Source organism: Exiguobacterium sp. s6 (genome assembly GCF_018618155.1).
Lineage (GTDB): Bacteria > Bacillota > Bacilli > Exiguobacteriales > Exiguobacteriaceae > Exiguobacterium > Exiguobacterium mexicanum_A.
Genome location: NZ_JACSLN010000001.1, coordinates 1784090 through 1807664 on the forward strand (window position 1 = coordinate 1784090; position 23575 = coordinate 1807664).

Sequence of the window (23575 nt, forward strand, 5' to 3'; positions counted from 1 at the left end):
GTATCATATCATGTTTGTCGATTAGTTTTGAATCGTCAGGAGGAAATCAGATGCAACGTCATCATTTTGCCTTTATTGTCGCCACCATCGCGACGCTCGGCAGTCTTTATTTCTCGGAAATCATGCTGTACGTGCCATGCAAGTTATGCTGGTTCCAACGCATATTTATGTATCCGCTCGCCATCTATTACTTGACGGTGCTCCTCTCGAACCGTTCCGTGAACAGATTGTTCGTCGGTCTCATGGCCGGGGCGGGTTGGGCGATCGCCCTCTATCACGTCGTTCTCGAACGCATCCCGAACGGCGACGCGTTCTGCAGTAACGACTGTTTGATTCGTTGGGTGAACTACTTCGGATTCATCACGATCCCGCTGCTCAGCTTGATCGCGTTCACGCTCATCTTGCTCATCCAATTCGTGCCGACACGCTCGAAGCGCTAATGGATCGTACGTAAAAAAGAACCGGGCTATGGCTCGGTTCTTTTTTATGGCCATTCCTTTGCTGGCACCCTCCGTTCCAAGGGCGATGCGAATGCCTCCGCAGCGCAAAATCGCGCTTTACGGGCTCATCCTTGCCTCGCTCTCCCCTAAGAGTTCGGGCGCCGGCCATGGCATCGATTGGCCTGTATACTATGAAAGCCTCCGCAATCCGTCCCGTGGCGCCCTGACTCATGCAGGAAAGCAATCCGACGAAGACCCCGCAGTGCCGGATTCGGCGCGAGGAGGCTTCGGGATTGCCTGCTGAAAGCATGGGCGCCAAAAGGAACGGATCGTAAACTTTACATCAAAAAGAACCAACCCGGGGGCTGGTTCTTTTTGATTACTGCCACCACTCGTCGTAGAGCGAGGCTGGCATATGGTGCTTATGGCGCGACCGCTTGAAGATCGTCTCGATCCGCTCGGCGATGGCCGGGTCGATCTCTTTGCCTTCTAAGTAGTCATCGAGCTGATCATACGTCATCCCGAGAGCGACCTCGTCCGGGAGTCCCGGCTTGTCATCTTCTAAGTCAGCCGTCGGCACTTTATAGATTAAACTCTCATGCGCCTCAAGTTCATGGAGCAACGCCTTGCCTTGGCGTTTGTTGAGTCCGGTGAGAGGCGTCAAGTCGGCAGCCCCATCGCCGTGCTTCGTGTAAAAGCCGGTCACATATTCAGCCGCATGGTCCGTACCGACGACGAGCGCGCCGAACGTGGCGGCGATGTCGTATTGAACTTTCATCCGCTCGCGTGCTTTCGTGTTCCCTTTATGGAAGTCACCGAGCTCAAGTCCGGTCGCTTGTGCGAACGCTTCAGCCGAGGCGTCGACGGCCGGCTTCACGTTGACCGTGAACGTCTTGTCCGGACGGATGAATTCGAGGGCGCGCTTCGCATCCGCTTCGTCATGTTGTTCCCCATATGGAAGACGGACGGCGTAGAACGTGTAATCCGCGCCCGTTTCTTGACGCAACTCTTCCATCGCCTGCTGACAGAGTTTACCGGCGAGCGTCGAGTCCTGTCCACCCGAGATGCCAAGGACGAGTCCTTTCGCCCCGGCCCGTTTAACATAAGCCTTTAAAAAATCGGTCCGAAGACGAATTTCTTCGGCCGGGTTAATCGATGGTTTGACATGTGTCGATTCGATAATATGTTGCTGCATACTCAACTTCCTCCCTAACTGATATCGGTTTGCCTAATTGTCTGACAATCTGGGGGTGCCGTCAACTTGTTTCATTCCCGAAAAAAAACGACGGAAACCTCAGTTTCCGTCGTTCGCTTATTGGATGCGGAACGAGGCTACGTCTCCGCCAATCGGTGTCATCTCCAAGAACAGCGTTTTCCCGGCCGGAGGTTCTTCGTCCAATAGAACGCCGAACGTAAAGCCGCCGCTCGTCACTTCTGCCGCGCCTTGAGCATATAGGTTATGACCGTCCGACACACTCCACTCAAACTCTTCGACGTCCGTGTAGCCAGACACGTCGATCGCGTTACCGTTCAGTTTGATGGCGACATCGCGGAACGCACCGTTCGTTTGGGCCGGCTGATCACTCGGCTCTTCCGTCGGTTCTTCCGCCGGTTCTTCGCTCGTTCCCTCTTCTGCCGGTGGCTCCGCCGCTTCGACCGTCAATGTCTGTTGATCCGTGACCGCCATTTCAGGTGCACCGTCGACTTGGGCCAGTCCGACGAAATCGACTGTGTAGTCCCCGGCTTCGAGTGTGAGCGGGAACACTTCATCGAACACTTTCTTCTCGCCTGGTTCCCACGTCTCTTCGATAATCGATTCCGTGAACATATATTCACTGCCGTAATCGAAGACGGTCGTATCACCGTTCATCACCGTCATTTGAAAACGTTGAGACGAGTTGAACGTTACCTTGACCGGCTCTTCGTTCGGGTTTGTCATCGACACCGTCGTCGACAGTTGTTTCGATTCGGCATCGTAGCTCACGTCCGTATCGAGCGTCAATAAAGCAGGCGGTGTCGACGCGGTGTCGTCCACATCGCTCGGGTTCGCTTCTTCTTTGCTGCACGCCGCCACAACCAATATCATCGCCGTGACGATGGCCAATAACCAAGTCTTCTTCACGTATCCCACTCTCCTCTGAAAAATAAAAAAACGTCTATAGCACTAGTGTAAACGTTCGTGCAGACGTTTGTAATGGGTTTACGTATATTATTCACCTTTATTATGAAACTTGGACGTTTTCCACGTACTGTTGCCAACCAGTCATGAACAACGCGTCGGCGACGTCGATGTCGGAACGAACTTGTGCAGAGATTGAGAACGTCTCACTGTGAATCGACTCAAAGATGACCGTGATCATACCATCGACGACTTCCTTATAGGCTACGAGTTCTGGGGTTTCTGCAAAAAGCATCATGAGTATGGCTCCTTTGTTGGTATAAGATATGTTTAGTGTATCAACGATTCGCAAGGAAAAACGTCCCATCGTTCGACAGGCCAAAAGACCCGTTTACCCAACTGTCGAATAACTGGTATCGATTGTTAGTCATTTGGATGAATTATCAAATTGAATACGAGAAAAGAGAGACGAATCGCATGAGGATTCGTCTCTCTTCCCTGTAACTGTAAAAAAATTAAATATTTGTTTGTCGAATGATTGTTACTTCGTTCGATTCGAAATTTGTTGCCACACCGTCCCAAGCGCTGTCTCTCCACTCGTGATTCGCTCTTTCGCGAGACGAGCTTGAAGGGAAACCTCGAACTCGCGGTCGTCCTCGGCAATTTTCAATGCCGGCACCGCTTGCTCATCTCCACAATCGAACAAGAACCGAGCGGCCCGCCAACGGACAAGCTTGCTCTTATCTTTGAGCGCCTCGATCATCGACGGCTGCGACTGCGGCAACGCCCAATCCGATACCGTATCGCCGGCCGTACGACGGACGATCGGTGACGAGTCGACGAGCGCCTGTTCGATATACGTGACGTACTCTTCGCGGTTTTCTTCGAACATGCCAATCATGACGACCGCTTGTCGACGGATCGCCATCACTTTATCCTCGAGCGCACGGCGGAAGTACACCATGTTGTCCGGAACGATCTCGAGTTCGTCCAAGAACGCCAATCGCGCTTTCCAATCGTCTGATTGCAACTGGTTCGCATTCGCTTCATAGTCGGCTTCCCGGCCGAACGCACGGGCGACGATGCGCGCGACCCGTTCTTCGGGATAAGCCGCCTCGAGTTCTTCTTGCGCGACGACGCTCACGTCCTCGAGCTCTCCGTAACGCGGAGCTTGCTCGACCCAACGCCGGTCTTGAATGACGTTTTTCACTTGTGCTTGCACGTCGAGCGCCGCGTCGACGAACCTCTTCGACAGACCGACACGTTTTTCGGTGTCACCTTTGACGAGTTTTAACTGCATCGGGACGTCGAGTACGAACTGGACCGATACGTGGACCGGTTCATAGTCCGCCGCCATCTGGTTTGCCTCGACTTCCGGGACGTCTTCCCCGAACGCGCGACGAATCTCGTTCATAACGTCGTGCCAATCATGTTTTGGATGGCGTTCGACGGCGAGGAAGTCGGAAACCGCATAGACCGACTTGACCCCTCGCAACCCGACGATGTCCTCGATAATCGGAGGCATGTCACGGCTCGCCTTGTCATACGTGACGCCTCGGCCAGTGAAAGCCGGCTCCACGATAATCTTCAAGTTATTTGGACTTGGAGTTGGTTCAATTGCTACTAGTTTCATCCTCATCACCTCACCTTCAATCGTGACGAAAACGACAAAAAAACGCAAGCGAGTCGCTTGCGTCGTGAACATCAAAATAGGGCGATGAACTGTTGGAGCGAATAACGATCCCCTTCGACGATGAACGTATCGTCCCCGGCGACCGGCTCGAGGAAGAAACGTTTCTCTCCATCGGCCTTCACGTATCCGAAAATATGGCCCGTCTGATAGAATAATTCCACAATCGTGATCCGGCCGAACGTCATCCCGTCATTGATGACTGCCCGGTCCTCTAACTCGCCGCCATTGTACAGTTCAATATACGTTTCCATTTTTGCTGTCGCTCCCTTTGTGTTTGTTTTCACAATTCATTTCTATCAAACAATCAGGGCGACTTCAAGTTAATTTTTTGCTTGACGCTTCCAAAATTCAATCCAATTGTAATACTCCGATAATACTCGGTCGATTTGTTGCCGCGACTTTTCATCATGCAATCCAGTATCATCAATCTTTTCTTTACAATGCGTGATAAAGATTTCATTTCCTGGTAAAACGTTAGCACGATTTGTGGCAAATACTTGACGGAGATGAATTTGACATCGCGCCGTCCCGAGCATCCCTGGAGACGCCCCGGCAATCATGACCGGTTTCTCACGGAGCGGCGTGCCTGGTTCGAGCGACAGCCAATCGATTGCGTTCTTCAACACACCCGGGATGCTGTGGTTATATTCCGGGGTGACGACGAGCAGACCGTCCGCCTCACGCACAGCTCGTTTGAAGTCGCGCACGACTTCGGGTTCATCCGGGTCAATCAAGTCGTCGTTATAGAGCGGCATCTCAATCGAAGCGATTTCGACATCGAAGCGGTCGCGGCCGAGCTCGATAATCGAGTGGAGCAACGCCGTATTGAACGACGCTTTCCGAAGACTCCCTGACACGGCGACAAGTTTGAATTTAGACATGCCGCACCTCCTTAAGCCAATCGTTGATGAGTTCCGCTTCTAATTCAGGCTCCTCCATCATCCCCATATGGCTGCCTGGGACGGTTTGTTTCGTGTGATGTTCTGCGCCTAAGAAAGCACGATCCGCGTCCATGTTCGGATCCTTGTCCCCATAGAGGAATAGTCCGGGCAATCTCGTTTCACGCACGGTCTCTGTTTCGTCGGCCCGATCGCGGATCGCGAGCTGGGCAGACATGACCCCTTCCTTCGACATCTCATACCCGATTTGTTTCGCGCGTTCAATCAAGCTAGTGTCGGAATCAGCCGCAAACACGCCGGGAATCATCGTATCGATGAACGGATGGACCCCTTCTTCCATCACTCGTTCGATCGCTTGATTGCGTTTGGCTTTTGCTTCTTCCGGGTCAGCCGCTGCCGTCGAGTGGATCAAACCGAATCCCGACAACTCGGTCGGATAACGGCGGACGAGGTTTGTCGTGATGTAGCCGCCGAATGAATGGCCGAGCACGATCGGCCGGTCGAGTTCTCGGAGCCGCATCTCGGCGACCACCCACTCTGCGAACTGGTCCATCGTCTCAGGTCCTGCTTCGGTTCCGGCATGACCTGGCAGCGTCAGCGCATATACTTCCGCATCAAGCAACGGGATAAGTTCCTCAAAATAGTCAGGTGACCCACATAAACCGTGTAACAGCACAAGTTGTCTCATTATCTTTCCTCCCTCTCATTCCATTCCTCTTTCAAGAGACGATACATCGTCAAGTCCATGAAACGGCCATGACTATAGGCATAATCATGAAGTAGCCCCTCTTCCGTGAATCCAAGCTTCTGCACCAACCGGTTCGACCCTTCGTTTTCCGGGGCGACGAGCGCCGAGATGCGATGAAACTTGAACTCGTCGAACCCGTGCCGGATGACGGCCGATGCCGCCTCATGCGCGACGCCGCGACGCCAGTGGTTCGGCGCAACCTCAAAGCCGATCTCGGCACGAAAGTATTGGGGCGTCCAGTTATGAAAGCCGATGGTCCCGACCAGTTCGTTCGTCTCACGGTCGCAGATCGCCCAGCGGATCGCTTTGCCTTGTTGAAACTGGTCTTTGAAATAAGCGATAACGTTCTTTGCCTCATATACGGCCAATAAAGGGTCAGACCCGTAATAGCGCATTACTTCCTCGGTCGAGAGAATCACATAGAGCGCCCTCGCGTCACGGGGTTCGAGTTCTCTTAAGATGAACCGACTCGTTATGAGTTCAGGAAAACTTTTTTTCAACCCCCACATATGGAATCCGCCTTTCTGGTTCTTTTCCTCAATTATAACCATTTTCCCAAAAAAACCATCATCTCAATCCTCCCGAACCGCTCAAACATGGCGCACTCGATAGGGATTTGCTAAAATCAAACTATAGTGACTTTGAACTGAGGGGATAAACATGTCAAAACAGTTGTTCTATATTAAACAAGACCGAGAACTGCAACGTTTTACACTTCACGGCGTGACGCTGAGCGATGTCACCGAGGCGCTATCACTCGCTCGCCCGATGATCATCTGTCGCACGGACATAAAAGGGATGAGACAGTCGTCCCGGACCCGGTTTCGCTATATCGAGGCGCACGAACTGTCGACGTTCTCGACGAAATACTTAAACAATCAAACAAGCTTCACTGCTATCGACTTTCCCGACTACCACCTGCTCGAATCGTTATCAGACCATGAAATCGCCGAGATTTTGTTCCTCAGCCACATGGAACGAGGTTTGAAGGGGCCGTTCCTCAACTCGATTCAAAACGAGATCGCTTTCTTCAACGAGTCGAACGACCGTCACAGCAGCCTCTACATCAGAGACTGGTCGACGATTAGCCAGTTTCTCCAAAGTGTCTTGCAAAGCAAACTCGATCGGGACATCCGTAACATCAGTTTCGTCCCCATCCCCCTCCCGGTCATCGATGAAATTTTGGCGTTGTCACCGCAAGGCCTGATCATCGACTTTGACCATACGAAACGGAGTCTATTCAATCGCCAAGTGTCGATCGCCTTCTATGTCGCGGGACGTTACGAGGACATGTCCGTCCTCGAGGAAGACTTTGACGCGAAGAAGGAATCGATTGCGTTGAAGGGACAATTGACGTATCGCCGGCGCACGTGGGAGATCGAACACTTTTGAGTTCATCCCTGCATGAATCTTTGTCGAACCTGATCCCATCAGGTTCTTTTTTGTTATCCCGCCCATACGGAATACACCTTAAATCCCTTAGCGATGCGCCTGTGACACTATTTTTAAAAATTGATAACAAATTGTCTTAATTTTTCGTTAAATTAAGTCTTTTCTTTTATCGCGAGGACGGTATACTAGGAATAACCTTCTGGAGGAATGGAAGGCAATATAGAGAAAGCGAGGTGAAAATCTATTCATCATGCGGATGGATAGATACACGAGATGGAACAACTGAAAGTACAGGGAATGTCTTCGTTCACCAAGTTTGCGACGAATGGAAAAATGCTGAAACTAAAAGATGCAGTAGCCGGCGAGCAACGGATTTCGCTTCAAGAAGCGACCGATATTCAAGTATCGATGCTCGACGAGGACCATTCGCGCTTCACTATATTCGGTCAGTCACACCCGCTCGTTGAACTGACCCTTCCTCACCATTCTTGTGAAGTGTTACATGCCTGGTTATTACACAAGTTAAAACGACAAAAAATCAAATTGGCCTCAAACGCCTAAAACAGTTGAAAGCCCACGTCCGTTCGGACGTGGGCTTTCGTTTGGATTCAACTTCATGTGAACAAGGAGACGAACCAGCTGATGAGGATCCCGACGAGTGCGAAGTCCGAATCACCGAACGTCGTGCTCTCAAAGCCGAGGTTCCCGAGCAACGGTAGGAGCAGTGCCGGCAGGAAGCTGATGAGCACGCCGTTCGCGAAGGCACCTAAAATTGCCCCGCGGCGCCCTCCCGTCGCGTTGCCGAACACGCCTGCCGTCGCTCCCGTGAAGAAGTGCGGGACCAATCCCGGGACGATGATCGCGAGCCCGAACAGCGGGAGGAAGAACATCGAAATCAACCCGGCCGCAAAGCTGACCAAGAAACCGATGATGACCGCGTTCGGAGCGAACGGGAATACGGTCGGACAGTCAAGCGCAGGTTTTGCGTTCGGCACCATCTTGTCGGCAATCCCTTTGAACGCCGGTACGATCTCGGCGATCAACATCCGAACCCCGGCGAGGACGATATACACGCCGGCCGCGAACGTAATCGCTTGAATGATCGAGAAGACGATATAGTTCGAACCGCCTGATAGCTCACTCTCGACAAAACCGGGACCCGCGAAGATGGCCACGACAACAAACAAGAGCGTCATCGTCAACGAGACGGCGACCGATGTGTCACGCAGGAATCCGAGCTGCTTCGGCACTTGAATGTGTTCCGTCGAATGCTCTTTGTTGCCCGCATACTTGCCGATCGTACCCGAGACAAAATATCCGAGCGAACCGAAATGCCCAATCGCGAAGTCGTCCGACCCCGTGATTTGACGGACGAACGGTTGCAACAGCGCCGGGAACAGGACCATACATAACCCGAGCAACAGCGAACCGACCGCGACGAGGACGACTCCTTCAAGGCCTGACACCGACAGAATCGCGGCGAGCAAACTCGCCATGAACAACGTGTGGTGACCCGTCAAAAAGATATATTTGAATGGTGTGAATCGGGCGAGCACGATGTTCATGACCATCCCGAACACCATGATCATCGCCGTCTCGACGCCGAACGCGTCTTGGGCGACCGCGACGATCGCTTCGTTATTCGGGATGACCCCGCGAATACTGAACGCTTCGTCGAACATCTGCCCGAATATATCAAGTGCCGCGATGATGACCCCGGCCCCGGCCCCGATAATGACGAAGCCCATGATCGTCTTCAACGTCCCAGAGACGACCGATGCCACATCTTTCTTTTGAAGCACAAGACCAATCAAAGCGAACAGACCGACCAAGATGGCAGGTGTCCCTAGTATGTCTCGCATAATTAAATCAAGCATTCATTGTTCCCCCTTCCGACCCCCGAAGTCGTTTACAGTTTACCTTCTAGTTGCGCCTTGATCCCTTCAATGTCCATGACGTTCTCAAGAGCCACGATTTCACGCGTCCCGTCATCGAGCGTACCGATGATGTCTTTGGCCCCCAGATAAATATCGGCCGGTTCCGTACGTGCCGTCGCGATATCCGTGTGCGACACTTCTGCCTCGGCACCCATTTGATCAAGCGCCTTCTTCACATTCAACTCCATGATGAAACTTGAACCGAGCCCGTTTCCACATACAACTAAGATTTTTTTCATGATTGTTCCTCCTCTGAATATTTGTTGATGACTGGTAACATGTCGTCACTCGTATGGGCGGACAACAACGTCGCCAAATCGGCCTCGTTGCCGAGCAATTCCGTCAGTTGGGCGAGCGCCTTCAAATGTGTCGTCTGGTCGATGGCCGCAAGTACAAAGAAGAGCCGGACCGATTTGTTTTCGGGGAAGACGACCGGGTCTCCCACTTTCAATACGCTCATGCCGAGCTTTCGGACCCCGTCCTCGGGTCGGGCGTGCGGAATGGCCACGTCAGGCATGAGGACGATATACGGTCCATGTTCTTCTACGTTGTCAATCATCGTGTCGATATAACTCGTCACAATCGATTCGTTCGCTTCGAGCGGCTTGGCCGCTAGACGGATGGCCGCTTGCCAATCCTCGACTTTGTCTAGCACTTGAATATTTTCTCGCGTGATCAGTTCATTTAGCACCGGCTGTCCCCCCTGGTGTACAGTTTGAGTCGTGTCTGCATACAGCAATGCCCGCAAATCTTGGCGCAGTTGCCGTTCGTTCGTGACGGTCGCATGTTTTTTTACGACTTGCAACACGTCGTCGAGTTGAACTGTGACGTGCTCGCCCCGTTTTAAAAATCGTTGCTCGATTTGACGCTTCAACTGGATTTGTTCAAGCCGTGTCGGCAACGCTGGGACAAGTGTCACATTCGCCAACTCATGAATCGTTCGCGGCAACGGGACGGTCGTGAAAATCAAGTCGACGAGCGGCGCGTACTGCTCGACGTCCCGCTGCGAGATCGGCGGTAAAAAGACAATCTCAGGAAATTGATTCTTCAAAATATGGTCGAGCATGTGCGAGACGCTAATCCCGCTCGGACAGACGACGATGGCTTTCATCTGCTCATCGAGGTGCTGTCCTTGTTGATGGAGATGCGCAGCAAAATGGAGCGTATAATACATGACTTCCGTCGCCGGAACGGCTTTGCCGAGACGTTGCCGGAACGGCTCGAGTGATCGCTCTACGAGCACGTTCAACACTTTGTGTTCTTTCATGACATAACGTTCGAGCTCTTCGGGTGCTTCGAGCCCTGTGTAGACGCGTTGCATCGTCGCTTTCGAATGAAGCACGAGTTTCTCGCACAGTGCTTCCCGCTCGATGATGAACGTACAACTGAGAAGTTCGAACCGTTCGATCACATCCATCATGACGCTAGCCAATTCGTGTTGTGTCGCCTCATCCATCTCTTCCTCGACTTTCGGTCCGCTCTTGATCAGCATATCGAGCGTCACCCAGAGATGAGGCATTTGACTGAAGTGGTGCCGGAGCGCGTCGTCCGTGTTCTCCGCCATGACGTGATCTTCTTCGTCGGTGGACGTAGGCAACGCCATTCGGCTTCCGAACAAGAGGAAGTAGGCGAGTTTTTCTCGATGGCTCTCGACCAAGCGGAACTGTCGAACCGTCTCGTACGTTTCGAGTTGGTGAAGCAGCTCTTCATATTCCATCTCCCAATCCGCGAGCACGGCACTGACAAGACGCTCCTTCGTCGAACGGGTGACGAGACGTTCAATCGTCCGATATAAATACAAGGCGATTGTTTGCGGATGTCCGTTTACGTGATACCCCGACTTCCGGGTATAGGCGAAATCGAGACCGAAATGCGCCGCACTTTTCTTCACACCGTTCAAACTTTCTTGCACCGTGAATTTGGAGACGTCAAGGAGTTGTTGAAAATGAAACGCCGATAAAAACTCTCGGTTGACCAATGTGAAGAACACGATCAGCAATTCGCGCTCTTCTTCAGCCCAAATCAATCCTGCTTGTTCAAACCGCTCCGTCAGCTCGGGAGTGAGCGTCAATTGAATCGTCGCCCCGTCCGTGTGCATGTCCGGCAGTCCACAATCGACCAACCATTCTTGAATTCGCTCCAGCTCATACTCGATGGTCCGTCGTGAATACGGGAGCATCAGCTCGAGCGATTCAATCGTCACTCGTTGTTCGTGCATGATAACGCTCAAGATTCGCTTGCTCTTTTCATTCAATAACATGGTAGTGGCCTCCTACACGTTTAGTATAAGCGAGTTTCGTCTAGATTATGTAAGCGTTTACGACAGAGTTTTCGGGTCACCGTCCCCAAACTTCTGTCTCTCGTCGTGCGACCAGAAAAAAGAGGCACAGGACCTCATTTGTCCTTTGCCCCTCCTTTATCCGTAGCCGCTTATTCTGTCGAACTGGCTTCGTTCTTCCGATAAATTGTGACGCCCCCGTGTTTCGCTTCCCCGACGACTTCAAACATCCAGCCCTTGTCAATCAACAGCGAGCGGACCGTCAAAAAATCGTCTTTTGGCACGAGTAACTCTTCGACCGAACCGTCGAGTAGTGCTTGGATTTTTTGTTCCCACTCGTTCATCGTACGTCACCTCTCTCCGCTTGTTGTCGGTTTGCCCAAGCGAATAACCGTTCACTTGTCTGCATCACATTTCCCGGTACGCATACGTCATCTGGCACGCGGGGACGCGACGTGATCGCCTCATCGATGGCGAGTATGACCGGTTCACCGAGTTCCCGTTCAAGGTAATCCGCTGCGAACGCGATCCGCTCGCGGTCTGTCGTGACATCTGCGTCGCGCAGGGCGCCTTCATAGGCCTCATCCCGCTCATTGTCCTTCATCAATACATGTCCCGATTCAAGGATGGCGAACGGAGGCTTGGCATCGACATGAAACACCTCGTAGGCTCGATAAGCCGCTTCATCACATGACAAGAGCGGCACGAAGCGGTGTTGCCCTGTCCATTTCTTCAGTTGGAACAATGTCCGCATCGCGGTGAACGATTTGGCTCCGGACGCATCCTTTTCGACCAGGATCGTCGGCGCTTCCGCCGCATCAGCCCGGTCGCGGTCCATAAACAACCATGTTTCGACTTGTGTTACAAGAATCAAATTTGTTTCCTCCTTACCATTTCTGATCCCGCCACGATGACAAGGGCGACGAGCCAGCCCCCGATGACGTCACTAAAATAATGGACGTTCAAGATGACCCGGCTGAACGAGACGGCCAACGTCAGTGTGACGAGCAGAATCAAGCCGGCGACGGTCTCATTCCGTCGATACACCAATACGGCGAGCAGTCCATACAACGCGAGTGACCCTGAGGCATGACCGCTTGGGAAACTGTACGTCGTCGCGTCGAGCGCCGCATCGATCGACGGCCGGTCGATACCATAGATGAGTTTCAGCCCTTGCGTCACAAGTAGCGTCGTAATGACGACAATCGGTAAACGAAACGCCTCGAACCGGTCGCCCCGCCACAAAAAATAAAGCATGCCGATAAACGACAGGCCGATCAATACCTTCACGCTGCCGAGCTCGGTCACATAGACGAACAGCGGACCGGCGAGCGGGTCAAGCGTAGACGTGACGAACCGATCAACCGGCACCACCCAACCTAAAACAACGACCACCGAGAAGAGCACGAAACTGATCGCCCCGGTGATCGCCAACATGTTTGAGCGCGGTGCCATTAATACAAGCCTTTCCGTTCCCGCATCTCGTCTTCGCCAAAGTCGGTCATATCGCGCAAGCGGTGCGCCAAGCGTCCCGATGCGTTCGCCGCGATCGCGCCGACGAGGTCGTCCATGAACGTATGGACTTGACCATCTTCCATTTTCGTGTCGAGCTGTTTGATGATACCGATTTTCGCTTTGTCTAAGTATCCGAACGTCGTGACGGCGATGGAACCATATGTGTTGACGGCCCCGATGGCAATCGTCTCATCGACACCGAACAAGCCCTCGTCCGATGCCACGATTGACAACAGTGGCTCGGACAACTGTCCGCGTTCGGCGAGAATATCAAGTTCTGATCCGACGAGAATCGCATGTTGGAGCTCTCGTTTATCTAACACGGCCTCGACCGATTCCGTGCAGTCTTTCAATGACAAGTGTGGCGAATACGGCGCCTGCATTTGATAGACGATCTCGGCGATCGATTCAATCGATACGCCCCGTTCAATCAAGCGAGCCCGTGCGGCCTCGCGTACGTCTCGTGAGTGTGGTACATGTTTCATCATCTAGGCGGGAACACTCCCGCTACACATCCTTTCATCTCGAGAAGGTTTCTCCCGAAGTACTCAACCTCTATTATACTGAAAACTCGAAAAAAAGACTAAGCCCGCTTTGACTTCATTCAATAAATCGGTCATCATAAAAAAGTAGACCACTTTATAAAGGGGGAACTGGAATGAAGATTGGGGTAGTCTTATTTCCATCAAAACAAGTTCAAGATTTCGCCAACTCGTATCGGAAGCGGTACGATACGAAGTACGCCTTGATTTCACCACACGTGACAATCAAGGAACGCACGGAGATTGACGAAGCCGATTTACCGAAAGTGCTCGAGTATTTGCAACAAGTCGCGGACTCGACCAAACCGATCCAATTAAAAATCGATGGGGTCCGCTCGTTCGCACCGACGAACAACGTCCTCTACTTAAAAGTGTTGCCGACGCGCGAACTGTCAGCGCTCCAAGACAAGCTCCACGAGGGGCTTCTCAACCAGCCTCCCAAATACGAGTTTCTCCCGCACATCACCATCGGGCAAGATTTGACCGATGCTGAACTATTCGACGTGCTCGAACGGATGCGCATGGAGCAAGTTCATTTCGAGGAAACGGTCAACCGTATGGCCGTCATGTATGAGCTCGAAAACGAAACATGGAACGTCTATGAGACGTTCCGGTTCCGCGGATAAGATTACACGCTCCGGTCGACAAATCGACCGGGGCTGTTTTGTTGTTCGGCTTCTAGCCATTCTTCTTGGCGCGGCCGGATTCGTTGGACACGCTGAATCCGCGTGACCGGCTCGATATTCGCCCGTTCTGTCGGTTGAACTTGGCGATTTCCATATTGGACGACCGTGAAATCAATCTGATAAGGACCCATGATCCAACCTCCTTCACAGGTCCTTACCCGAAATCAGGTCGGAATAATACAAAAAAGAGCGCATCGCTGCGCCCTTCCCCTATATTTACAAAATATGATAACCGCTGTCGACGTGGATGACTTCTCCTGTCACACCGCTGCCCATGCTCGATAACAAGAACAAGCCCGTCGAGGCCACTTCTTCTGCCGAGACGTTGCGGCGCAGTGGCGCCTTCTGCTCAAGCTCAGACAAAATGCTGTTAAAGTCGCCGACACCTTTGGCCGATAACGTACGAATCGGTCCTGCCGAGATCGCGTTAACGCGGACGCCGTGAGGTCCGTACTCGTTCGCCAAGTATTTGACGCTCGAGTCGAGGGCTGCTTTCGCGACACCCATCAAGTTGTAGTTCGGGACGACGCGCTCACCGCCGAGGTACGTGAGTGTGATGACCGAAGCGTCTTCTGCGAAATACGGCTTGGCCGCTTTGACGACTGCCGTCAAACTGTACGCCGAAATGTCGAGCGCTTGCGCGAACTGCCCGCGCGTCATTTCCGAAAATTCGCCGCGGAGTGCTTCTTTGTCAGCGAATGCGATTGAATGGGCAATCCCTTGAATCGGCCCTGCTTGTTCGTGAATCGTACGGAACGTCGTTTCGATCGCTTCGTCGTTCGTGACATCGCATTCTAAAAGTAGGGCCTCTCCGTTCAAATCGGCCGCAAGCGACTCAAGACCTGATTTGAAGCGTTCGGCCGCATACGTGAGGACGAGCTTCGCACCTGCCGCGTCGAGCGTCTTCGCGATCGCCCATGCGATCGAACGTTTATTGGCAATTCCCATGACGACATACGTCTTATTCGTTAACGTTGGATAGATTGACATCGTAAACTCCCCTTTTTAGTACCTGGTTATAACATCTGTTATCAGATTACAGAATGGTGTCTGTTTTGTCAACTAGCGTGTAACGTATTGCGATTTTTTTAACTTACGGTAAGATAAAATACGTATAGAAAGGGTGAGACGACTTCATCATGAACCGCATTCAATCTTATTTAAGAAGTTTAGACACGACACTTTTGACAATCGTCTTTTTCTTGATGGTCATAAGTCTAGGCGCCATTTACACGGCACAACCGATGTTGCCGACACGATTACAACATATCAACTTCGCATTCGATCAAGGAATCCGTTACATCATCGGGTTCGTCGCCATGTTTGCCATCATGACGATCGAATACGAACAGTTGCGAAAAATTCACTGGTATCTCTATTCCTTCGGTCTCTTGCTGCTAGTGGGCTTGATACCGCTCCGAGATACGACACTCGTTCCAAACATCAACGGGGCGTACGGCTGGTACAACGTGCCAGGTTTCAGTTTTCAACCGGCCGAATTCATGAAGTTGTTTTTGCTCATCTCCATGGCTACGATCGTCTATGACCATAATAAACGCTATGGCTCATCCCAACAGGATACGTGGCTGTTAATGAAGCTCGTCCTACTCGCCATTCCGCCGCTCGGACTGATTGTCACGCAACCGGATTTAGGGACCGGACTGGTTCTCATCACGATGCTCGGGGCCATCATCATCGTCTCCGGAATCGGCTGGAAATGGTTGCTCGGTCTGTTCAGCGCCGCTGCCGTGACGATCGGCGGTTTCATGTACCTGTTCTTCTCCCATTTCGAGGTGTTGCAAAGCTTTGTTCCGGGACACGCCTTGAATCGATTCCAAGCGTGGATTTATCCGTATGAGTATTCCGACGACTTGGCGTTCCAATTGATTAAATCGCTTCAGGCGATCGGGTCCGGTCAAATGTTCGGGGCCGGCTACGGTCAAGGTTTGGTCTATTTGCCGGAGTCGCAGACCGACTTCATTTTCGCCGTCATCGCTGAACATTATGGGTTCATCGGTGCGGCCATCGTGATTATCGTCTTCTTCCTGTTCTTATACCGGATGATTCATATCGCGCTTGAAGCAAGCAGTCCGTTCGGCAGTTACATCGTGACCGCAGTCATCGCCATGTTCACATTCCAAATTTTCCAGAACATCGGCATGACGATCGGTGTCCTTCCGATCACCGGTCTGACGTTACCGTTCATCAGTTACGGCGGGACCGGGATCATCATGAACATGATTGCCATCGGCCTCGTCATGAACGTCGCGTCGAAATCAAAATCGTATATGTTCGACGACGATTGAAAAACAGTCCCGCGCTCAGCTGAGTGCGGGACTGTTTGTATTATACTTCAAGTCGAAAGTCATGCGGGTATGTCGCCTCAATAACGAGTCTCTCCCCCGTCATCGGGTGGCAAAACGTCGCCGAGGCGCTGTGGAGCGCGTGACGGTCGAGTACGGTCTTACCACCGTACATCGTATCCCCGAGGAGCGGATGGCCGATATGGCGCAGATGGACGCGGATTTGATGCGTCCGTCCGGTCTCGAGGGCGATCGTCAGCGCCGTATATGCCTCGTGCGGCTCTGCTTCGAGAATATGGGTCACGGCGTGCTGTCCGTCTGCCGTCACGATTCGTTCCATGATTGAATCCGGGGCACGGCCGATAGGAGCGTCAATCGTCTGTGGCGAAACCTCGCCTTCGACGAGAGCGAGATACGTCCGTGACAAGCCCCCGGTCTGTTGCAATTCACTGAACCGATGGTGCACGTACGCATATTTTGCGAACAAGACGACGCCGCTCGTGTCACGATCGAGTCGATTGATGACGTGAATCGCCGACTGCAATCCGATTCGCTCGTAATATCCGAGCACCGCATTGGCAAGCGTGTCGTCGGGATGAAGCCGAGACGGGATCGTCGCGATCCCAGCCGGTTTATCGACGGCAAGCAAATAGTCGTCCTCAAACAGGATCGTGAGCGGGCGTGACGAGCGGACCATCGTCTCCGCCGGCTGTTCGACCGGGAAATGGACCGTCACATCATCTCCTTCGCTGATGTCATAACGTACCGTCCGCGGCTCTCCGTTGACGAGGATGAGCCCCCCTTGTTTGATTTGGGTCAACATCTTGCGCGAGATGCCGCAGTCTGTCATTAAAAAATCGCGCAGCGGGACGTTCGTCCCCGCGACGCGATGCAATGTGAATCCGTACATCGGTTACTTCCCTTCCTCAATGAACGATTCCCGGACCCGTCGCCAAAATGGGAACGGGCGGAACCGGGCAAATGTCACTTTTTCTTTCGCGACCGCACAGCGAATCGAGCGCACGTTCGACCAAGATAATGCTTCTTGGTGATCGAACGCGAGTTCGAATTCTGTTTTCGTGTGCGGCTCGATCTTCACTTGATGATGCTTCGGCAACAAGAGCGGTGAACCGATCGTCCGGTACACCAAGTTATTGATTGACGCCATCTCCGTCACTTGGATTGCTTCAATCGACGGATGGACGATGGCACCCCCGAGTGCTTTGTTATAGGCTGTCGACCCGGATGGTGTCGAAATACATAACCCGTCACCGCGGAACGTCTCGAAATAATCGTCGCGAATCGACAAGTCACAGACGAGCGTACGTTTATAGTTTTTAATCGTACACTCGTTCATGGCGAGTTGTCGTTCGGTCGTCCCGTCCTCGTAATCGATGAGCACCTCGACGAGCGGATAAGACACCGGTTCGAACGATTCGCTCGTGATCATTTCCGTCAACTCGTCGAGCTCGTCTGGTTGCCAGTCGGCGTAAAAACCGAGATGGCCCGTATGAATCCCGACGAGCAGCGTATCATCGAGCCGGTCGATATATTCGTGGAACGCTTGGAGCATCGTCCCATCCCCACCGACCGAGACGACGATCCGCGGCTCTTTCGAGACCGAATGCCCCGCTTCGGTCAATTTATTCGTCAACTCGCGCGCAATATCGGCCGAACGCGCGTCTCCCCGTGCTACAATCGCAAACTGCATGCCTTGGCCCCCTAGTCTTGGTCCGTTTGGACGTTCATTTCTTTATCCCGGAACACTTGCTGTGCATCTTGAATCTCAACGCGGAGCTGACTCATCTCGGCATCAAGCAAAAATGCCGCTTCAGCCGCCCGGCGCAGGCGCTCCTGCACCTCGACCGGCATATCCCCGTCGTATTTATAGTTGAGCGAGTGCTCGATCGTTGCCCAAAAGTTCATCGCAAGCGTCCGCACTTGGACTTCGACAAGCGTCGGGAACTCGCCATGAATCGTTTGAACCGGGTATTCGAGAATCAAATGGTAAGAGCGGTAGCCTGATTCCTTTTGGTTCGTGATATAGTTACGTTCCTCGACGATTTTAAAGTCGGTCCGGTGATGGAGCAGTTCAAGGACGTGGACGATATCGTCCACGAATTGGCACATGATGCGGAGTCCGGCGATGTCTTGCATCTCCGTCGACAACTTGTCGTAAGGGATTTGCTTTCGCTTCGCCTTCTCGAGAATGCTACCGACCGGTTTGACCCGTCCCGTGACAAACTCGATTGGTGAGTGGTCGTTTTGAGATTTATATTGTTTCCGAATCGCCTTGAATTTAACTTTCAGTTCATCGACCGCGATTTGATACGGCACTAAAAATTGATCCCAATCCATTGATTGCATATGCTGTCACCACTTTCGTTCATTTCGGAAAACCCTGCTTTTTCCGTATGTATCCGATTGTATGGTATCATAAACGAACAATTGTTCATAGAATGGAGCGATGATTTATGACCCAAGAAGTGGAAATTGAATTCAAATCGATGTTGACGAAAGACGAGTATGAGACCTTGCTCACCGCCTACGATTTAACGGACAAAGTGAAATGGCAGGCGAATGACTATTTCGATACACCGACGTTCGAACTGAAGAAGCACGGCGCCGCCCTACGGATTCGCGAGAAAAAACATGGCCAAGTGTTGACACTCAAACAACCGCATGACGTTGGACTGCTCGAGACACATGCCCCAATCAATGAGGCAGAGGCCGAGAACCTGTTCAAATACGGCATCATCCATGATGACCAAATGAAAGAGGCGCTCGCCGCGTTCGACTTGTCCGGCCCGCTCGAACATCTCGGTCGCCTTGAGACGAAACGTGCGGAAATCGAGACGCCAGACGGTCTGCTCGTCCTTGACGAAAGTCATTATTTGGAGATTCACGACTATGAAATAGAATTTGAAGTGACCGATGAAGCGAAGGGCAAACTCGCGTTCGAACAGCTTCTTCATCGCCATGGCATTCCCCTCCGGCCCGCCAAAAATAAAATCGTTCGATTCATGGAAGAAAAGATGCGTCGAAACCAAGGTTGAGCAGATACGTTGCCAACCTTTTTTTTTCGTTGCTACAATGAGCATACGATATATTTGATTTTTGTTTACGAGAGGAGGCGACACAATGGAACTTGAACAATGTAATGAGTCATCCTGTTCATTGGAAGAATCTTCTATCCAAGTAACATATAAGCCATTAGAGTTATTCTATTTCATGGACATCTCAGATCCAAACGGGCTTCACGTGATGACACTCATTAAAAAACTCGAACTTGAATACGGGCACTTGATTCGTTTCCGTATGGTTTCGACGGTTCCTAGTTGTGTTGGCGGATGTCAAGAAGAGGTTCGCCTTCTCACGATGATCAAGGCTATGGAGTTACAAGGGAAACGTCATGCGATGCGCTTCATGCGCCATCTGCATATTAACGATATCTTTTTGAAGGATGGCTCTAGCGACAGCGACTTATGGGAAATTGCCCGCTCGTTCGTCAGTTATGGACTCGACATCGATGAGTTGGCTGCCGATATCCAATCCAATCAACTGCTGAGCGCACTGGCGGTCGATCATGAGATCTTGAAAGACTGGGAAATCGAATCGCTTCCCGCCTTGACGTTCGTCACGCGTGACGAGGCGCTCAAAATCGAAGGACTCTATCCGTATGACGTCTATCAGGCTGTCATGGCCGAACTGCTCGGCTATGTACCGACCCGTGAGACCGATTGGAACGTCGAGAAAGTGTTAGGACACTATGACGCCTCGACGATTACCGAGCTCGCTTTCATTTTAGAGCTCGACAAGCCTGTCATCGAAAGAGAATTAAAAAAACTGTCGCTCCAACAACGTTGCCGGCCTGTCCCGGGCTGCAGCGGCGAAGCTTGGGCGACGAATAAATGACACAACAAAACCCACGGCCGGGGAGCCGTGGGTTTTTTCGATGTTTCCCGCGGGGACGGAAAACATCGTACCCGAGTATCTATACAGATCACAGGTTGGGAGAAAGTTTACGGTCAATAAAGGGGTTTGTGATTGATTTCACACTTATAATATACCGAGACGAGCGCACCGTGACAAGCACTTTGTTCATATTGTCACATAATGTTCACGCCCCGCTTCTTTTATTGGAAAAGTAACGCTTCCATCTCGTCTAGCACGGCCTCGAACTGATCGAGCGCTGCGAGCACCGGTGCTTTCGTCGTCATATCGACTCCAGCCGCCTTCAATACTTCAATTGGATAATCGCTCGACCCGGCCTTCAAGAACTTGTCGATGTAACGACGGACGGCCGGTTCCCCTTCGTCCATGATCTGTTGCGACAATGCGGCCGACGCCGAGATGCCCGTCGCATACTGATAAACGTAGTAGTTGTAATAGAAGTGCGGGATCCGTGCCCATTCGAAGGCGATCTCCCCATCGATGACGAGCTCGTCTCCGAAGTATCGCTTGTTGAGCTCGAGGTACGTCTCATTCAAGTACTCAGGTGTGAGCGAGACGCCATCTTGGGCCGCTTTATGGATCATATGCTCGAACTCGGCGAACATCGTCTGACGGAACAACGTGCCACGGAACGTCTCGAGCTGATTGTTCAAGAGATAGAGCCGCTCTTGGCGGTCTGTACGCGTCTTCAGTAAATAGTCGTTCAAGAGCGCCTCGTTCGTCGTCGATGCCACTTCGGCCACGAAGATCGAGTAGTCCCCGTATGGATACGGCTGCGACGCCCGCGTGTAATGGCTATGGACCGAATGACCGAACTCATGGGCGAGCGTGAACAAGTTGTTGACGTTGTCTTGCCAGTTCATCAAGATGAACGGCTGCGTGTCGTACGCGCCTGAAGAGTAAGCACCGCTCCGTTTGCCACGCGTCTCACGGACGTCGACCCAGCGTGAATCGAGACCGTCCTTGACGATTTGGACGTACTCGTCACCGAGTGGTGCGAGTCCCTTGACCATCAAGTCTTTCGCTTCGTCATATGGGATTTTCATGTCCACGTCTTTCACGAGCGGTGTATACAAGTCATACATATGCAGCTCGTCCACACCGAGTGCCCGTTTCCGGAGCGCGACGTAACGATGCAACAAGTCGAGGCGCTCGTTCACCGCTTCGACGAGACCGTCGTATACCGCTTCCGGGATGGCGTTATGATGGAGCGCCGCTTGACGGGCACTCTCGAACTTACGGACCGTCGCATAGAAGTTATCCTTCTTCACGCTGCCTGACAACGTCGAGGCGAACGTGTTCAAATATTGCTCGTACGTGCCGTACATCGCCTTGAACGCCCCTTCGCGGACGCTACGGTCGCTCGACTCGAGGAATGTGATGTAACGGCCATGCGTCAATTCGACGTCTTCACCTTTCTCGTTCTTCACTTTCGGGAATTTCAAATCGGCGTTGTTGAGCATGCCGAACGTCGAACTCGATTGGCCGAGCACGTCACCAGCTTGAGCGAGAATCGCCTCTTCGGCTTCCGTCAACACGTGCGGACGCTCTTGCGCCAACTCGTCGAACGCATGGCGATAGACGTTGAGCGATTCGTGTTCCGCCATGAACGCCTCGATTTGACTCTCATCGATGGCGAGCAGTTCCGGCGTCATGAATGCGAGCTGAGCCGAGATTTGGGCCGCGAGCGAGCCCGCCCGGTCGTTCAACGCTTGGTAATGACTGTTCGACGTATCTTCGTCATAACGCATATGGGCGTATGTATACAGTTTATGCAATTGACGCGAGATGTCGTCGCGAAGTTGCAGGCCTTCAAACAAAGTAGAGGCTGATTCCCCGAGTTTACCTTTAAACTCGACCAAGGCCGGCACGTTTGCTTTCAATGCCTCAAAATCGTGTTCCCACGCCTGATCGTCCGCATAAATCGTCTCCAAGTTCCACGTCTCCTCGACGGGTACTTGTTTTCGTGTGAGTACTTCTGACATATGTCCACTTCCTTTTCCTAGTTTGTATACGATTTCGCCATGAATCGCTGAAACCCTTGAAATAATCGAAGATCGTGGAGAAGGGCCGTCTCTAGCGTCTTTGGGACGTGCCAATCCCGCACCGACTCCGTCATATCAAACACGTTCAAGAGTTGTCTCCATTGTACTTCAAACGCTTGGAGAAAGTCGCTTGTCGGGGTCACGTCAAACTGGCGGCACGTCTTCTCGATACTCCATGCGACGGAGTCGTCGGGACGCTCACGCCGATTCAAATAAAGCACCGTCTGAAATGTGAACGGATGGACGTGGATGCCCCAAAGCGAGGATAACGGCAAGTAACAGCAACTCGGCATGAGAGATGGTAACATTCCGATCGGATACAATCGGTTCAAGACGAGCCGGCGGTACTGCGGCGTCGGATAGGGCGGGGTCATGCGGCGGCGCCGGACGAGTTGAACCCATTGCTGGGCGTCGAAACGATAATAACATTCGAACGGTGAACTCGAGAATGACGATACGGTCTGCCAATGACCAACGCCGCGTCGAACCGATATCGGGAAGCCGGTGAAACGATAAAGTGATTGCTTGCATGGGACAAGGAGGCCATGCCGTCTAAACAGTTCGTGACGCATCCAAGGCTGCAATGAAGGCCAAGCACTAGGTTCTAATCCGCTCGCCAGCCAGATGACATCGAGTCCGTTGTCGCGATAATGTCTCGTCCGCTCGACGTAAGACTCGATTGTGAGCGTCGACGCCTGAATTTCGATGACGAGCCTCGTATCGTCGCGTCGGGCCAGCAAATCGGCACGACGTGCGCCGATGACGACTTCTTGTTCGACGGCGTAACCTTGTGTCTGAAGCCACTGCCGAACACCCCATTTGTCTTCGTGGTGCCCCGTCGACTCGCCTCGTCCACACGGATGGACATGTGCGAAATGAAGCCGTCGCCTCACACCTTGCTTGACGATGACCCGTTCCCCGCATTCTGGACACACAAAAGGGGCAAACGGTTCGATCCGCCCCCGACTTAACGTAAGGGCATCGACATACCCCCCTGTCCGATCGATGGCAAACCGCATGCCGC

Annotated in this window: 29 protein-coding genes; 7 read left to right on the forward strand and 22 right to left on the reverse strand. The window is 52.4% G+C overall.

Annotated features, from left to right (window positions below; all coding sequences use genetic code 11):
• The first annotated feature begins 50 nt into the window (after positions 1–50).
• The gene (locus KNP75_RS09225) at positions 51–440 is read left to right on the forward strand and encodes a disulfide bond formation protein B (protein WP_215190247.1); all 390 of its coding nucleotides are present in this window, start codon (positions 51–53) and stop codon (positions 438–440) included.
• A 379-nt stretch (positions 441–819) separates the two neighbouring features.
• Here KNP75_RS09225 and nadE read toward each other — a convergent pair whose 3' ends face one another.
• The 8 genes from nadE to KNP75_RS09265 all read right to left on the reverse strand — a co-directional run bounded on the left by nadE (position 820) and on the right by KNP75_RS09265 (position 6408).
• Positions 820–1635, reverse strand: coding sequence for an ammonia-dependent NAD(+) synthetase (nadE, locus tag KNP75_RS09230; protein ID WP_215190248.1), 816 nt, complete (start codon positions 1633–1635; stop codon positions 820–822).
• A 117-nt stretch (positions 1636–1752) separates the two neighbouring features.
• Positions 1753–2562: a BsuPI-related putative proteinase inhibitor gene (locus KNP75_RS09235; RefSeq protein ID WP_353049026.1), complete on the reverse strand. Its 810-nt coding sequence runs from the start codon at positions 2560–2562 to the stop codon at positions 1753–1755.
• A 100-nt stretch (positions 2563–2662) separates the two neighbouring features.
• Positions 2663–2857, reverse strand: coding sequence for a hypothetical protein (locus tag KNP75_RS09240; RefSeq protein WP_021066980.1), 195 nt, complete (start codon positions 2855–2857; stop codon positions 2663–2665).
• Between the two features lie 243 nt (positions 2858–3100).
• Positions 3101–4192 (reverse strand): virulence factor, encoded by a 1092-nt coding sequence (locus KNP75_RS09245; RefSeq protein WP_138859679.1) that lies wholly within the window; start codon positions 4190–4192, stop codon positions 3101–3103.
• Positions 4193–4263: 71 nt separating this feature from the next.
• Complete coding sequence (locus KNP75_RS09250; RefSeq protein ID WP_138859680.1) at positions 4264–4503, reverse strand: hypothetical protein; 240 nt, start codon at positions 4501–4503, stop codon at positions 4264–4266.
• Between the two features lie 69 nt (positions 4504–4572).
• Entirely contained in the window at positions 4573–5133 is a 561-nt protein-coding gene (locus tag KNP75_RS09255; protein WP_034776989.1) for an NADPH-dependent FMN reductase, read from the reverse strand.
• Positions 5126–5839: an alpha/beta fold hydrolase gene (locus tag KNP75_RS09260; protein WP_215190249.1), complete on the reverse strand. Its 714-nt coding sequence runs from the start codon at positions 5837–5839 to the stop codon at positions 5126–5128. Before KNP75_RS09260 ends, KNP75_RS09255 begins: the two co-directional genes overlap by 8 nt.
• Positions 5839–6408 carry a GNAT family N-acetyltransferase gene (locus tag KNP75_RS09265; protein ID WP_034776985.1) on the reverse strand — a complete coding sequence of 190 codons (570 nt, stop codon included), beginning with the start codon at positions 6406–6408 and terminating at the stop codon, positions 5839–5841. The genes KNP75_RS09260 and KNP75_RS09265 overlap by 1 nt, the downstream gene beginning before the upstream one ends.
• Positions 6409–6559: 151 nt before the next feature.
• Between KNP75_RS09265 and KNP75_RS09270 the strand changes: the two genes are divergently transcribed.
• Positions 6560–7291: a hypothetical protein gene (locus KNP75_RS09270; protein WP_215190250.1), complete on the forward strand. Its 732-nt coding sequence runs from the start codon at positions 6560–6562 to the stop codon at positions 7289–7291.
• 333 nt (positions 7292–7624) lie between these two features.
• On the forward strand, positions 7625–7852 hold the full coding sequence (locus KNP75_RS09275) for an FHA domain-containing protein (RefSeq protein ID WP_251128224.1): 228 nt from the start codon (positions 7625–7627) through the stop codon (positions 7850–7852).
• A 53-nt stretch (positions 7853–7905) separates the two neighbouring features.
• Here KNP75_RS09275 and KNP75_RS09280 read toward each other — a convergent pair whose 3' ends face one another.
• The 7 genes from KNP75_RS09280 to KNP75_RS09310 form a co-directional block, all read right to left on the reverse strand.
• Positions 7906–9168 carry a PTS ascorbate transporter subunit IIC gene (locus tag KNP75_RS09280; protein ID WP_214797064.1) on the reverse strand — a complete coding sequence of 421 codons (1263 nt, stop codon included), beginning with the start codon at positions 9166–9168 and terminating at the stop codon, positions 7906–7908.
• Between the two features lie 32 nt (positions 9169–9200).
• Entirely contained in the window at positions 9201–9467 is a 267-nt protein-coding gene (locus tag KNP75_RS09285; protein WP_034776979.1) for a PTS sugar transporter subunit IIB, read from the reverse strand.
• Positions 9464–11488, reverse strand: coding sequence for a BglG family transcription antiterminator (locus KNP75_RS09290; RefSeq protein WP_215190251.1), 2025 nt, complete (start codon positions 11486–11488; stop codon positions 9464–9466). Before KNP75_RS09290 ends, KNP75_RS09285 begins: the two co-directional genes overlap by 4 nt.
• 170 nt (positions 11489–11658) lie before the next feature.
• Positions 11659–11850: a hypothetical protein gene (locus KNP75_RS09295; RefSeq protein WP_214823275.1), complete on the reverse strand. Its 192-nt coding sequence runs from the start codon at positions 11848–11850 to the stop codon at positions 11659–11661.
• A complete protein-coding gene (locus tag KNP75_RS09300) occupies positions 11847–12380 on the reverse strand; it encodes a hypothetical protein (RefSeq protein WP_215190252.1) in 534 nt (177 codons plus the stop codon). Before KNP75_RS09300 ends, KNP75_RS09295 begins: the two co-directional genes overlap by 4 nt.
• A complete protein-coding gene (locus KNP75_RS09305) occupies positions 12377–12961 on the reverse strand; it encodes a phosphatase PAP2 family protein (protein ID WP_215190253.1) in 585 nt (194 codons plus the stop codon). Before KNP75_RS09305 ends, KNP75_RS09300 begins: the two co-directional genes overlap by 4 nt.
• A complete protein-coding gene (locus tag KNP75_RS09310) occupies positions 12961–13506 on the reverse strand; it encodes a phosphatidylglycerophosphatase A family protein (protein WP_034779805.1) in 546 nt (181 codons plus the stop codon). The genes KNP75_RS09305 and KNP75_RS09310 overlap by 1 nt, the downstream gene beginning before the upstream one ends.
• Before the next feature lie 173 nt (positions 13507–13679).
• Here KNP75_RS09310 and KNP75_RS09315 point away from each other — a divergent pair, with 173 nt between their 5' ends.
• Positions 13680–14189, forward strand: a complete 510-nt coding sequence (locus KNP75_RS09315) for a YjcG family protein (RefSeq protein ID WP_034776969.1) — start codon at positions 13680–13682, stop codon at positions 14187–14189.
• Between the two features lie 2 nt (positions 14190–14191).
• On the opposite strand, the gene KNP75_RS09320 is transcribed toward KNP75_RS09315, so the two are convergent.
• A complete protein-coding gene (locus KNP75_RS09320; RefSeq protein ID WP_021066964.1) occupies positions 14192–14380 on the reverse strand; it encodes a hypothetical protein in 189 nt (62 codons plus the stop codon).
• 85 nt (positions 14381–14465) lie between these two features.
• Positions 14466–15239 carry an enoyl-ACP reductase FabI gene (fabI, locus tag KNP75_RS09325; RefSeq protein WP_215190254.1) on the reverse strand — a complete coding sequence of 258 codons (774 nt, stop codon included), beginning with the start codon at positions 15237–15239 and terminating at the stop codon, positions 14466–14468.
• Between the two features lie 149 nt (positions 15240–15388).
• On the opposite strand from fabI, the gene KNP75_RS09330 reads away from it, so the two are divergent.
• Positions 15389–16555 (forward strand): FtsW/RodA/SpoVE family cell cycle protein, encoded by a 1167-nt coding sequence (locus KNP75_RS09330; RefSeq protein ID WP_034776964.1) that lies wholly within the window; start codon positions 15389–15391, stop codon positions 16553–16555.
• A gap of 40 nt (positions 16556–16595) precedes the next feature.
• Here KNP75_RS09330 and KNP75_RS09335 read toward each other — a convergent pair whose 3' ends face one another.
• The 3 genes from KNP75_RS09335 to yjbM are packed head-to-tail and all read right to left on the reverse strand — an operon-like array spanning position 16596 to position 18919.
• Positions 16596–17462 carry an RluA family pseudouridine synthase gene (locus KNP75_RS09335; protein WP_215190255.1) on the reverse strand — a complete coding sequence of 289 codons (867 nt, stop codon included), beginning with the start codon at positions 17460–17462 and terminating at the stop codon, positions 16596–16598.
• Between the two features lie 3 nt (positions 17463–17465).
• A complete protein-coding gene (locus KNP75_RS09340; RefSeq protein ID WP_034776962.1) occupies positions 17466–18263 on the reverse strand; it encodes an NAD kinase in 798 nt (265 codons plus the stop codon).
• Positions 18264–18274: 11 nt separating this feature from the next.
• Positions 18275–18919, reverse strand: a complete 645-nt coding sequence (gene yjbM / locus KNP75_RS09345; RefSeq protein WP_034776960.1) for a GTP diphosphokinase — start codon at positions 18917–18919, stop codon at positions 18275–18277.
• A gap of 107 nt (positions 18920–19026) precedes the next feature.
• On the opposite strand from yjbM, the gene KNP75_RS09350 reads away from it, so the two are divergent.
• Both KNP75_RS09350 and KNP75_RS09355 read left to right on the forward strand, forming a co-directional pair.
• Positions 19027–19608, forward strand: coding sequence for a CYTH domain-containing protein (locus KNP75_RS09350; protein WP_200881479.1), 582 nt, complete (start codon positions 19027–19029; stop codon positions 19606–19608).
• An 85-nt stretch (positions 19609–19693) separates the two neighbouring features.
• Complete coding sequence (locus KNP75_RS09355) at positions 19694–20467, forward strand: DsbA family protein (RefSeq protein WP_214823278.1); 774 nt, start codon at positions 19694–19696, stop codon at positions 20465–20467.
• Positions 20468–20688: 221 nt separating this feature from the next.
• On the opposite strand, the gene pepF is transcribed toward KNP75_RS09355, so the two are convergent.
• Both pepF and KNP75_RS09365 read right to left on the reverse strand, forming a co-directional pair.
• Positions 20689–22491, reverse strand: a complete 1803-nt coding sequence (gene pepF / locus KNP75_RS09360) for an oligoendopeptidase F (RefSeq protein WP_214823279.1) — start codon at positions 22489–22491, stop codon at positions 20689–20691.
• Between the two features lie 17 nt (positions 22492–22508).
• On the reverse strand, positions 22509–23570 hold the full coding sequence (locus KNP75_RS09365) for a competence protein CoiA (protein ID WP_215190256.1): 1062 nt from the start codon (positions 23568–23570) through the stop codon (positions 22509–22511).
• Positions 23571–23575 lie beyond the last annotated feature (5 nt).